6 protein-coding genes are annotated in these 13423 nt (G+C 39.6%); 4 read left to right on the top strand and 2 right to left on the bottom strand.

Annotated elements, in window-relative coordinates:
- The first annotated feature begins 89 nt into the window (after positions 1–89).
- Together ACOVQ4_RS14585 and ACOVQ4_RS14580 are read left to right on the top strand one after the other, a co-directional pair.
- Positions 90–1025 carry a ring-cleaving dioxygenase gene (locus tag ACOVQ4_RS14585; protein WP_421821360.1) on the top strand — a complete coding sequence of 312 codons (936 nt, stop codon included), beginning with the start codon at positions 90–92 and terminating at the stop codon, positions 1023–1025.
- A gap of 80 nt (positions 1026–1105) precedes the next feature.
- Complete coding sequence (locus ACOVQ4_RS14580) at positions 1106–1738, top strand: alpha/beta hydrolase (RefSeq protein ID WP_421821359.1); 633 nt, start codon at positions 1106–1108, stop codon at positions 1736–1738.
- 85 nt (positions 1739–1823) lie between these two features.
- Here the strand turns inward: ACOVQ4_RS14580 and ACOVQ4_RS14575 are convergent, their stop codons facing one another.
- Together ACOVQ4_RS14575 and galB are read right to left on the bottom strand one after the other, a co-directional pair.
- Entirely contained in the window at positions 1824–5201 is a 3378-nt protein-coding gene (locus ACOVQ4_RS14575) for a glycosyl hydrolase (protein WP_421821358.1), read from the bottom strand.
- A 95-nt stretch (positions 5202–5296) separates the two neighbouring features.
- On the bottom strand, positions 5297–7708 hold the full coding sequence (galB, locus tag ACOVQ4_RS14570; protein ID WP_421821357.1) for a beta-galactosidase GalB: 2412 nt from the start codon (positions 7706–7708) through the stop codon (positions 5297–5299).
- 684 nt (positions 7709–8392) lie between these two features.
- Between galB and ACOVQ4_RS14565 the strand changes: the two genes are divergently transcribed.
- Together ACOVQ4_RS14565 and ACOVQ4_RS14560 are read left to right on the top strand one after the other, a co-directional pair.
- Entirely contained in the window at positions 8393–10030 is a 1638-nt protein-coding gene (locus ACOVQ4_RS14565) for a polysaccharide lyase (RefSeq protein WP_421821356.1), read from the top strand.
- A gap of 136 nt (positions 10031–10166) precedes the next feature.
- Positions 10167–13298, top strand: a complete 3132-nt coding sequence (locus ACOVQ4_RS14560) for a DUF6298 domain-containing protein (protein WP_421821355.1) — start codon at positions 10167–10169, stop codon at positions 13296–13298.
- Positions 13299–13423: the final 125 nt, after the last annotated feature.

The raw sequence follows: 13423 nt of genomic DNA, 5'->3' as shown, positions 1-13423 counted from the left end.
CTCATTACTTATCATACATCAATGCACAGCCCTGAATAAGCCAGTAATTTTGACTCATCAAACAACAATTACTAAACGACTTATTCATTATGGAATCATACATCAAAGGCATGCACCATGTAACAGCTATCGCAGGTGATGCAAAACGCAATCTTCATTTTTATACAGAAGTATTAGGATTACGTCTTATCAAAAAGACTGTCAACTTTGATGACCCTCATACTTACCATTTTTACTTTGCCAATGCCAACGCAGATTTAGGCTCAGTATTAACATTTTTTCCTTGGGGAGATCGAGTAAAAAGAGGTCTTAAAGGAGCAGGTATGGCAACAGAAGTAAGCTATTCTGTACCAAAAGGTAGTTTAGAATTTTGGGTAAAAAGATTGGACGACAACAATGTATTTTACAGTAAACCTTCTGTAAAATTTGGCGAAAGATATATTGCTTTCCTTGATCCAGATGGTTTAAAAGTTGAATTGATTGAGACTGATATTCCTCAAGATACTTTGCCAGAAGTGTATGGCGTAAAACCTGAATATGCGCTCAACAGCATTTATGCAGTAACGCTTACGCTCAACAACATTGCACCAACCGCTTCTATTTTGACAGACGTTTTTGGGTATGAGTTGGAGAAAAAAGAAGGTAATCGCACTCGCTATACCATGACAAAAGATGGCTTGACTTCTAAAGTTGACTTGGTTGAATTGCCAAACGAATCGAGAGGTATTGTGGCGGGAGGTATCATTCACCACGTTGCTTTCAGAGTAAGTAACGATGGTGATTTAATGAAAATGCGTGAGAAAATCGTAGCCTTGGGCTTGAATATCACTGAGCAAATCGACCGTCAATATTTCCATTCTTTGTATTTCAGAGAACCAGGAGGTGTTTTATTCGAAATTGCAACTGATAACCCAGGTTTTGACATCGATGAAGATGAATCTGAATTAGGACAACATTTGATGTTGCCTTCAAGATACGAAGGACAACGTGAGCGTATCGAAAAAGCTTTGCCAGTATTAGCGTAAGGATTTGAACTATGGGCTTTTGAGTAAAGGGTTTTGCAGAAAAGCCCATAGTTTATTCTAACATTTAAACACGATTTATCATGGACTTTCAACCATTGAAATATATACTTGAGTTGTCAAAAAATCCTAATGCTCCTGTGCTTGTCCTCTTGCACGGAACAGGTGGCGACGAACAAGATTTGATACCTTTGGCAAAAGATATAACCAAAGATTTTCATTTATTAAGTTTAAGAGGAAATGTAAATGAAGGCGGTATGCCACGTTTTTTCAGAAGAATCAGAATGGGCGTTTTTGATGAAAAAGATTTGGCTTTTCGTACCGATGAAATGAAGGTGTTTATAGAAAAAGTCTTGCATGATAACCATTTAGAAAATGCCAAACTTGTGGCTTTAGGCTATTCAAACGGGGCCAATATTGCTGGAGCAACGCTTTTAAACTATCCAGATTTTTTTGATGGAGCGATATTGTTTAGACCTATGTTGCCCTTTCAAGAACCAGTATTAACCGAAAAAGCACAGCAAGTTCCGGTGTTCTTTTCGAATGGTAAACATGACCCAACCGTTCCGCCAAAAGATACTTCTACGTATTTGGAAATTTTAAAAGAACAAGGATTTGAGGTGGAACATCATGCTTTGCCAACTAGCCATAATTTGACTTACAATGATGTGGAATTGGCTAAAGTATGGTTGGAAAAATATTTTCCTATCCACTAAGAACCAAAATTTTAGGCGTTGCAATGCAACGCCTAAATCTAACTATCCCCAAATTAATTAATGAATCTTTGTCTCTTCCAATTTTTTATTTTTCTGATAAAATCTCAACAGGTCCCAAAAGCCCCGCTTTTTCTAAGGGGCGTCCATCTAATCGAAACGGCGCTGTGGTAAAAGTTACACGCTGATTTTGTGGTAAACGATTATCACCAATCAAACGGTTATGCCACGTATTACTTACCTCAATTTCTACCGTATTTTTCCCCTTCACCAGTGCCGCCGATATATCAACCCTAAATGGTGCTGTCCAAGCGACTCCACAATTTTTCCCGTTGAGTCTTACCGACGCAATGTTGGCTACCTCTCCTAAATCTAACCAAATTGCTGAAGAATTGTTTCCATCCCAGTCAAAGCTTTTGGTATAAGTGGCTGTTCCTGAGTAGTATTTAATCAAAGTATCTGTATCTGCACTCCAATCCGTTAAAGAATTGAATGTCTGTGCAGAACTTGGTCCTCCTTTTTCTTTTTCAAAATTTACCTGCCAAGTCCCAGTTAGACTTTGTATTTTTTGTAAATCCCCAATAGATTTATTGCTTGTCAATGCTTTTTTGCTACCGATAATAAAAATTGAACCATTGGGAGGTAGACTAATATTAAAGGAACTTATTCCATTTTGCTTTTTAACTTCTAAAGTATTCCAAGTACCTGTCACAGGATTATAGCTTTGGACAAATGGCATTTCCATACGCAAGTGATAGGTTAATGTTCGAGCTGTATTCTGCTGATTGGCAAGGAAATAGATTTCTTTCTGAGCCTCTTTACGGTGCGTCCAAGCAATATCTGTCACATATTTTCCTGAAGATTCCAACACCTCTACATCTCGCTTGATGCCTAATGCTTGCAAATTTTCAGGAATTATGGGTGAAAGAATAACTTTCCCTTTTCCTACATTTTTTACTTGAAAACCATTAACTCCTTGAAAATCACCACCCCAAATCTGTTCGATTAATTCAGGCAAATTGGGGGCATTACTTTTACTCAAACTCACTGCTGGTCTTTCGCTGATTACTACATTTGCGCCTGCTTGAATCAATTGTAGCAATTTTTGTAAAGTAGCCTCTGAAGTAGCATTTGTGTTCGGACTCAATTTTAAAGCTCTTGGCAAAACCAATAAAGCATAGCTATTCCCGTCAGCAAAACTCACTTTTCCATTGATTACTTTGGCACTTTCTAAAGCATCTGGACTAAACGAATCGTAGGCATAACCTCGAAGCGGATTGACCCATTGGTCGGCATCTGCCATGTTGGCTGAGTTACCAACTCCCGCTGGCATCTGACGCATAGGTTGACCTTCGTTTGCCAAACGTTTTTGTTCCAGAGCTACTTTTTCAGCACCAAATAAACCAGTCAACGTACCAACCAATCTATCAGGCAATACCGAGCGTCTTGGTAAGTCATCACCCGAAAATACGGCTATATCTGCCACAGGTTTACCCTGCTGTAATAATTCCTGACAACGAGTGGCATAATCTACCCAAGCTTTTGCAGGTTTCCACCATGTTTGATTTCGTTGAAAATACAATCCCACACCGTCTAAAGTCATCCCCGGTTGTTTGTTAATCCAAGGATTATGAGTGAAAACATGATAGACTAACTTGTTGATTCCAAGTGCATAATTTCTATCTTGAAGTGTTTTTAACATGGCAGGATGTTCGTTCCACGCCATGCGGACTGTCGTAAAACCTTCTGCTTGAATGATATTTTTTCCGTAAATATGAGCTGCCGAAATAGCATCCAACATGTCGTTAGGCTTATCGTGGGTGGGGCTATTGAGCCAAAATTCGCCCATCGGAATATCTACCAACTTGTAGTGAGCCAGACCGTCGCTCATCATGGTCGGCGCAATACTTTCAGCCGTGAAAATCAAGCCTTTTTCGGTAGTGATTTTGCGTAAGGTTCCATAAAATTTCTCCAAAACTAAATCTACAATGGTCTGTCGAATATCAAATAATACCTGCTCAGATACACGACGACTTTGCACGGGCACTCCTGTATAAACCAATAAATAAGGCATTAAAGAATAGCCACGACGTTTTGAAAATTCTTGTGCAAAATTCTTTGACCAATTTTGACTGCCACATTCCCAACTATCTACGTGAAAATAACGTAATACTTCCTTGCTCAATGCTGGGCCAATTTGTTTTTGGGCTTCTCCAAACCAGTTATCAAACTGAATTTTTACAGCTTCTTCACTAAATTTATCACATTCAAGTCCCTTTCCAGCCCCAGCAGTTTCATTGGTATGTCCCGTAGAAGTATGTCCAATTCTTACAATTGTCCAAAGTCCTTTGGGAGCGTTCCAATTGATAACTCCATTTTTATCGACAAATTTGGTAATATCTATAATTTTATTACTCGGAATACACAGATTATCAGTTAATTGCTCAGGAGAACTTTGTTCACTCATTCTCCAAATTTCACCTGTTTTACTTTCGTATTGATGAATCTTTGGAGCAGCAAAAAGTTGGAGTTCCAACAACTTTAATGATGGCTTCCACTTGGCGGCATCCAAATCTTCTGCGCCAGGTTCTGAGCCATTTTTATCATAAACAAAACGAAAATATTTCGCAGTAGTGGTCGGAATAGCATGCGTTACATCCGAGTCCGTATCTTGCCAGCCATGACGAGGTGGCTCTAGTTGAGTAGCTTTTCTAAAATTGATACCATCATTACTCACCTCAACAACCAAACGATGCGCCTGATACGTATTTCCTCCTGTTCGAATATAAACGGAACGACAAGTAAAGGGCTTGTCAAACGCATATTGAAACCATGCTTTTGTATCGGTTTTAAAACTCTCTTTATTGCCAACCTTGATTAATTGCTGTCCAGAAATATTAGGTAAACTACTTGTTATTAAGGGTTTGACAGATAAAGTAGAAAGTGTATCTTCCGCCAAACGTGGATACGCCAACACGGCAATATCTTCATAATAGTTTTCTTTGATAGGAGGTAATGGCATTTTTTGTTGAATCATTTTTCCCCCTGATACATGCACAGAAGCAGATACCACTTTTTGCATAGACTGCTCAGGACGAATCCACGGACCGCCTGCCAAAGCAAATCCATCGCTCACGTGCATGCCCATTTGCAAACCTAATCTTTTGGCTTCGGACATCGAAAAACGAACCATTTCCCACCATTCAGGCGTGAGCTGTTGTACCGCAGGTGTATATACAGGCGGATTCGCAGGACCTTTGATGGGCATGAGATAGGCTCCGCCAATACCAACTTCCTTCATCGCTTCGAGGTCGGCGGTTATACCAGCTTTCGAAACGCCACCTTGCATCCAATACCAAAATACCCACGGTTTGGCATTTTGTGAAGGAATAACTTGATAAGAGCTTTGTGCTGTAGCTTTAAAAAAAACAAAACCTACTATTATTAGAAAAAGCCTTTTAAACATATATTTTTTGATGATAATCTAAAAGTTAGTGGGCAAAATTGAATTCGTTTTACCCGCTTTAAGCCTAATGCCTACGGCTTATTGCCTAAAGCATTTTATTTGGTAATAATCTCAATTTCAGAAGATTCCAAACCTTCCGCACTTGCCTTAAGTGAAATTTTTCCAGCTTGCTTTGTAGCTTGAAGTATAGCCAAACATTTGCCATGGTACGCACTACGATAAGGAGCTTTAAATGACTCAAGACTTGCTTGGTAGCCATTGTCTACGCCCACTAATTTGCCTTTTCCTTCTACTGAAAATTGTACTAAATGATTGGCATCTGGTACGATATTTCCTTTTTCATCAGTGATTTCTACGGTCACAAAAGATAAATCTAATCCATCTGCTGAAATAGCTTTTCGGTCAGCTATTAAGCGAATTTTTTGTGCTTTTCCAGCGGTGAAAACTTCTTTTGACAAAACTTCTTTTCCAGCTTTCCTAGAAATAACTTTCAACGAGCCTTCCTCGAATGGCACTTTCCAAGATACATGAAGTTCATCTTTACCTTTTTTGCGGATTCCTTGCGATTTATTGTTTACAAATAATTCAACTTCGTCTGCTTGGTTATAATACGCCCACACCTCTACCGATTGCCCTGCCTTCCAATTCCAATGAGGCAAAAGATGAAGCACGGGTTTTTGCGTCCATTCGCTTTGGTACATATAATATACATCCTTCGGAAATCCCGCCAAATCGATAATACCGAAGTATGAACTACGAGCTGGATAGCTGTAAGGATGTGGCTCGCCAAGATAATCAAAGCCTGTCCACACATATAGCCCAGCCACATGAGGCGTATTTTTGACAGCCTTCCAAGACTCCTCGTGTGTTGTGCCCCAATAGGCAGCCACGTTATCGTAGGCAGGTGCTGTCCAGTCGGCATTACCTTCCACTAAGGGGCTTTTACTATCTTTTGGCCAAAGTTGGATACCTGCTTTTGGCATATCGTATTGCCCTCTGGTTTCTAATGCCGATGCCGTTTCGGTAGCGATGATGCTGTGGTTCGGAAAGCGTTTCGGAAATTCCGAATAGGCTTCATGTTTATAATTAAAACCAAGAACATCCAATGCTCCTGATTGGAAAATATGGTTCTTATCTGGTTCATTTTCAGTGAGTGCCGAGGTGATGGGTCTGGTGGTATCCAATTTTTTCACAATTCCTGCTAGTTCTTTGGCGTAAGTTCGACCTGTACTATCAAATTGCTCACGAATTTCGTTGCCAATACTCCATACAAAAATCGAAGGATGATTGCGGTCACGTTTAACCATGGCTTCCAAGTCACGAGCGTGCCACTCCTCAAAATATTGTCCGTAATCCTTTTTAGATTTCTTCTTTTTCCACATGTCAAAAGCCTCATCCATAACAATAAAGCCCATTTTGTCACATAAATCTAATAGTTCAGGAGCAGGAGGATTATGAGACATACGAATGCCATTACAGCCCATCGCTTTTAGGATTTCAAGTTGTCGCTCGATTGCACGCACATTGACCACCGCACCCAAAGCACCTAAATCATGATGCTGACAAACGCCTAATATTTTGGTAGGTACTCCATTTAAGTAAAATCCTGTAGCTGGATCAAACTTAAAAGTTCGTATTCCTAAAGGACTAAGTTGCGTGTCAACCACTTGATTTTTTTGACGAATCTCTGTTTTGAGTTGGTATAAGTAAGGTTTATCAAGCGTCCAAAGTTGTGGTTGCTGTAAGGTCAGACTTTGAGAGAAATTTTGTAATGAATCCTTTGACAGAGAAACTCTTTCTTGTTTAGAAAGCAGTATTTTACCCTTATGATCAATGATACTCTGACGAATCTCCAATGCTGATTGTTGATTTGTCGTATTACGAAGCGTCGTTTGTACCTTTATTTCTGCCGCATTTTCCCTCACATTGGGCGTACTAACAAAAACACCCTGATAATCAATCGCTATTGGCGAGGTAATGACCAATCTTACATTTCTGTAAATACCTGACCCCGAATACCAACGCGTATTAGGTTGTTCGCTATTATCCACCTTTACGGCTATGATATTATTTTTAGGCAGTAAAAAAGGAGTTAGTTCGTAACGAAAAGAATTATAACCAAAGGGTCTTTTCCCTAGAAAATGCCCATTTATCCACACTTGGCTATTTCTATAAATGCCATCAAATTCTATATATACTTTTTTGTCTTTTATAGACAGAGGAAGATTAAAAGTTTTGCGATACCAACCAATACCCGTCGGTAGTGCTCCCCCTTGGTTGGTAGTCAGATGATTAGCCCCAAAAGGGCCTTCGATACTCCAATCGTGCGGCAGCGACAGCACTCGCCATGCTTGGTCATTGATACTAGGATTTTGCGCTTCTTTTATATCGGCATGAACAAATTTCCAATTTTCATTAAAGTTAAAAGTCCTTCGACCTGTATTTTGGGAAAAACACTGAGCATAGAGGCTAAATACGCAAAAGCAAATGGATATGATTTTATACATGTCAGTCAATCAGCTGAATTAAAAGAGGGATTCCTTATAGGATATTACTATCCAATACAAAGGTATTGGCATATATCGCCATTTTTATGTACCATTTTTCCCAACTTTTGTACCATTTTATCTGGGTGTATATCCACAAATACTAGGGTTTCATTAGTTATTTCTTGGATAAGAGCAATAGGATATTTTTATAGGTTTTTATCTTAGGGTGTAAATTTTATATTCTCCTGAAAGTTTCCTTTTTTGGAGTTGTCACACGAAAAAAACTAACTAAAACAGTATTACATTGCCGATTTATTCCTTGTTTTTTATTAAAAATTCTAGAAATAAGTTTTTGATAGAAATCCTCCAATTGAATCTGTAAGGGTCTGTAGGGTAATGGGCACTGTCAAAATGATACAATATAAATTTGGATATAGCGTAAAAAGTATTCAAATTATTGTATGACACTAGGTTTAAATCTGCATAAACATTCTTGAAATAGTACAAAGATAAAATCCTATAATTTATTGAGAAAATTGTATATCATGACCCAAGGGAATCCTTGTAATTTTGACTCATCAAGTAGTGTTTTATTTAGTTGCAGAAGGACTAAAGAAAGACATGGGGTTTTGAAAAGTACCTATTTCTTAAAAAGTGAAAGACAAAACCCTTCAACAATAAGCAATTACTAAAAACTGATTCATGAAAAAACTGCTGTTAAACACACTAATTGCGCTAGGTCTTGTAGCCTTACAATATGAAGAATCGTCGGCACAATATCCAACGATACCTGAAGATATTAAAAAGGAAAGTGATGAGTTGATGAAGGAAACGATGCGTTTGTCGGATATTGCTTGGCAAAAAGCTTTTCCTATTATTCAAAAGGAGGCTAAAGCTGGCAAACCTTATATTCCATGGGCAGCTCGTCCAATTGATTTGCCACAAGCTGATATTCCTGCTTTTCCAGGCGCTGAAGGTGGTGGTGCATATTCATTTGGCGGTCGTGGTGGCAAAGTATATGTGGTAACAAGTCTTGAAGATGATGGCCCCGGTTCATTGCGTTGGGCTTGTGAGCAAGGTGGTGCCAGAATGGTTGTTTTCAACGTGTCAGGTATCATTCGTTTGAAAAGACCTTTGATTATCCGTGCGCCATACATCACGATTGCAGGTCAGACTGCCCCTGGGGACGGCGTTTGTGTAGCAGGCGAGTCGGTTTGGATTAATACCCACGATGTGGTGATTCGCTATATGCGTTTTCGTCGTGGCGAAACCAACGTAGGTCGTCGCGACGACTCTATCGGAGGTAACCCAATTGGTAACATTATGATTGACCACGTATCGGCAAGTTGGGGCTTGGACGAAAATATGTCGATGTACCGTCACATGTACAATGATAGCACTGGTAAAATTGAAGATAAATTGCCTACAGTAAATATCACTATCCAAAACTCGATTTTCTCTGAAGCACTAGATACTTGGAACCATGCTTTTGGTAGTACGCTTGGTGGCGAAAACTGTACTTTCATGCGCAACCTTTGGGCTGATAATGCAGGACGTAATCCTTCGATTGGTTGGTTTGGTGTTTTCAATTTTGTCAATAACGTAGTATTCAACTGGGTACATCGTTCGATTGATGGGGGTGATTATCGTGCTATGTACAATATTATCAACAACTACTTCAAACCTGGTCCTGAGACACCTAAAAATACTGCCATCGGACATCGTATCTTAAAACCAGAATCAGGTAGAAGTAAATTAAAATATCTTACGTTTGGTCGTGCCTACGTAGATGGAAACATCATGGAAGGCAATGAGCGAGTAACCAAAAATAACTGGGATGGCGGGGTACAGGTTGAAGATTTGCCAAATGCTGGTAAATACACCGATTCTATTCGTTGGAATAAACCTTTACCAATGCCAAAATTGACAATTTTGCCAACCAAAACGGCTCATGATTATGTTTTGGCCAATGCAGGTGCGACGCTTCCAAAACGTGACGCGGTAGATGCACGTGTAATCGAGCAGGTAAGAACAGGTAAAATTACCATTACACCAAACGTAAAATTACCAGAAACGCAATTCAAACACCGTCGTTTGCCAATTGATTCTTACAAAAACGGTATCATTACCGATATTAGTCAAGTTGGGGGTTATCCAGAATACAAGGGTACTCCTTACAAAGATTCAGACAATGACGGTATGCCAGATGCTTGGGAAATCAAAAATGGTTTGAATCCTAAAGATGCCAACGACGCCAGCAAAGACCGCAATAAAGACGGTTACACCAATATCGAAGAATATTTGAACAGTGTGGTTAGTGTGAAAAATGTGAAACCATAGTTTTTTTAATTGTGAGTTGTGAATGATGAATTGTGAATTTTTGCAATTCATCATTCACAATTCATCTTTGAAACACCACTTCAATTTGTTTTAAGCCACTAATTCACAATTCAAAATTCTTCATTCACAATTAAATATGATGTCTCGTTTCTCCATAATCCTATCTCTTACCTTGGGTTTGAGTGTTTTTTCAGTATTTGGACAAAAACCCAAAGTTGTTCCGCCCAAACCTCCTGTGTATCTGGATGATGCAGGAAAATTGGCGTATACCCCTGAAAGCAAAGGAGATAGAATTCCTGATTTTTCTTTTTGTGGCTACAAAGCAAGCGAAGAAAGCATTCCATTTATAGCAGGAAAAGTAAAAGTAGAAGCAGCAAATGGCGACGCAACAACTCGTATTCAAGCTGCCATCGACTATGTGGCGAGTTTACCAGTTGATACTAAAGGCTTTAGAGGTGCAGTAGTATTAGGAAAAGGAGTTTTCGAAATAAAAGGAAATCTGCTTATCAAAGCTTCAGGCATTGTGATTCGTGGTGCTGGTCGTGGACAAACCATTCTAAAAGGAGTTGGCATTTCGAGAGAAACCTTGATTAGTATTAAAGGTAAGGATGATAAGAAAATTGAGAGTTCCGAAAAAGTATTGGACGCTTATATCCCTGTTGGACAAGCTTGTTTAAATGTAAATACTCCTGAAAAATATAAAGTTGGTGAGCGAATTTTGATTCAACGTCCTTCTACCAAAGAATGGATTCAAACGTTGAAAACTGACCATTTTGGAGGGGGAGTTACCGCACTAGGTTGGAAACCCAATCAAAGAGATATTACTTGGGAAAGAACTATTACCCAAATTACAGCAAAAGGAATTTGCTTGGATATTCCTCTGACTACTGCGCTTGATTCTACTTACGGAGCGGGAACAGTGGCTAAATTTCAATGGAATGGACGTATCAGTCAAATAGGTATCGAAAATCTTTCCTTAGAATCGAGTTATGATACCAAAAATCCTAAAGACGAAAACCATCGTTGGATGGCTATTGGATTAGAAAATGTAAGTGATGCATGGGTTCGTCAAGTTGATTTCAAACATTTTGCAGGTTCTGCCGTATATGTACAAGCTTCCGCTCGCTGTGTGACCGTCGAAGATTGTATTTCTACCCAGCCTATTTCTGAAATCGGCGGACAACGACGCTATACGTTTTTTACCAATGGTCAACAAACCCTTTTTCAAAGAATTTATGCCGAAGAGGGCTATCATGATTTTGCCATAGGCTATTGCGCTGCCGGACCAAACGCTTTTGTTCAATGTGAATCCAAACTTCCGTATAGTTTTAGCGGAACAGTAGATTCTTGGGCTTCTGGGGTTTTGTTTGATATTGTGAATGTGGATGGCAATGCACTACGTTTTTCAAATTTGGGTCAAGATGGACAAGGTGCTGGCTGGTCGGCTGCCAATAGTGTTTTTTGGCAATGCGCTGCCTCTCGTGTAGAATGTCAAAAGCCACCAACTGCACAAAACTGGGCGTTTGGAACTTGGGCTCAATTCGATGGCGATGGCTATTGGGATATGTCGAACGAGCATATCAAACCAAGAAGTTTGTTTTATGCACAACTTCAAAATCGCTTAGGTGGAGAGGTTCAAGCAAGAACTTTTTTGATGGCAACCGAAACAGAAGCATCAAGTAGCCCAAAAGTAGAGGTAGCTATGGCATTGACCAAAGCATCCGTTGAACCTGCCCGAACACTAAAGGAGTTTATTGAAAAGGCTTCCCAGAGATTATCTCTAAACGTAGCAGAAAAACTTCAAAGTATAGAGCAAATCGGCATTCCTAAAAATATTACACCTAATAAAGCGCCTGATTTGCAAGTGCAAAATGGTTGGTTAGTACGTGGAAAATCTTTACAAACAGGTAAAAGACAGGACGTTCCGTGGTGGTCTGGCGTATCTCGTCCGCATGGCTTAGCAGCGAGTAAGCCACATATCACCCGATTTGTTCCTGGACAAACAGGTAAAGGACTCACAGACGATTTAGTTGAATTGAGCGATTGGATGCAACAGAATCACGTAAAAGTGATGGATCATAATTACGGACTTTGGTACGAGCGTCGTCGCGACGACCATGAGCGTATTCGTCGTATGGATGGCGAAGTTTGGCCTCCATTTTATGAATTACCATTTGCCAGAAGTGGAAAAGAGACCGCTTGGGATGGTTTGAGCAAATATGATTTAACCCAATATAATCAATGGTATTGGAGTCGCTTGAAACAATTTGCTGATTTGGCTGACCAGAAATCTTTGGTGCTTTTTCATCAAAATTATTTTCAACACAATATCATAGAAGCAGGCGCTCACTATGCCGATTTCCCGTGGCGACCAGCTAATAACATTAACCAAACAGGATTCCCTGAACCAGTGCCCTATGCTGGTGATAAGCGCATTTTTATGGCTGAACAGTTTTATGACATTAGCCATCCTGTTCGTCGCAAATTGCATCGTGCCTATATCCGTCAATGCTTGGATAATTTTACTGGAAATACAGGAGTCGTACAATTGATTAGTGCCGAATACACAGGTCCACTTCATTTTGTTGAATTTTGGTTGGATGTCATTGATGAATGGCAAAAGGAAAAACACAAAGACGTCTTAGTGGCATTGAGTACAACCAAAGACGTGCAAGATGCAATTTTAGCAGATAAAAAACGGTCAGCAATAGTCGACATTATAGACATTCGTTATTGGCATTATCAATTCAATGGGCAAACGTATGAACCCAAAGGTGGACAAAACCTTGCTCCACGCCAACACGCTCGTTTGCTGAACCCTAAGCGTTCTTCAGCCGAACAAGTCTATCGTGCCGTTAACGAATACCGCATAAAATATCCTTCAAAGGCTGTGGTTTATAATGGTGATAGTTTTGATGCAAATGGTTGGGCTGTGTTGATGGCAGGAGGTTCTATTCCAAGTTTGAGCTTTGATTTGCCTCAAGAAATTTCCGCTCAACTAATTGGTATGCAACCGATTCAATGGTCTGGACAAGCTAATACCCAATGGGTTTTGGGACAACTAGGACAAGGGTATTTTATTTACAGCGAAAGTTCAACAGAAATTACCGCAGATTTAAGTAAAGAAAAAGGAACATTTGAAGTAAAGTTCCTTTCTCCGAAAGATGGTAATTTCTTATCTAATACTGAAATCTTAGAGGGCGGGAAAAGCTATCAACTAAAAAATCCCACCAATGGTAGTATAGCTATTTGGATAAAGAGAAAGTAAGGTTTTAACCTGAAAAACTCTCATAGTCCACGAGAATGTTGCCACATAAACCTTCATAAAAACAATCTGTCATCCATGAAAAAAGGATTTTTGGCCTTTCTAGTAGGCTTACTTCTAATCACAGG

This window comes from Flectobacillus sp. (genome assembly GCF_049240685.1).
Classification (GTDB): domain Bacteria; phylum Bacteroidota; class Bacteroidia; order Cytophagales; family Spirosomataceae; genus Flectobacillus.
Note: the sequence above shows the minus strand (reverse complement) of the source record. Positions and strands in the feature narration are given on the sequence as shown.

Excerpts from the sequence above, each read along its gene's own strand:
- ACOVQ4_RS14560 (WP_421821355.1), top strand. The coding sequence starts at position 10,167 with ATGATGTCTCGTTTCTCCATAATCCTATCTCTTACCTTGGGTTTGAGT.
- ACOVQ4_RS14575 (WP_421821358.1), bottom strand. The coding sequence starts at position 5,201 with ATGTTTAAAAGGCTTTTTCTAATAATAGTAGGTTTTGTTTTTTTTAAA.
- ACOVQ4_RS14565 (WP_421821356.1), top strand. The coding sequence starts at position 8,393 with ATGAAAAAACTGCTGTTAAACACACTAATTGCGCTAGGTCTTGTAGCC.
- ACOVQ4_RS14585 (WP_421821360.1), top strand. The coding sequence starts at position 90 with ATGGAATCATACATCAAAGGCATGCACCATGTAACAGCTATCGCAGGT.
- ACOVQ4_RS14580 (WP_421821359.1), top strand. The coding sequence starts at position 1,106 with ATGGACTTTCAACCATTGAAATATATACTTGAGTTGTCAAAAAATCCT.
- galB (WP_421821357.1), bottom strand. The coding sequence starts at position 7,708 with ATGTATAAAATCATATCCATTTGCTTTTGCGTATTTAGCCTCTATGCT.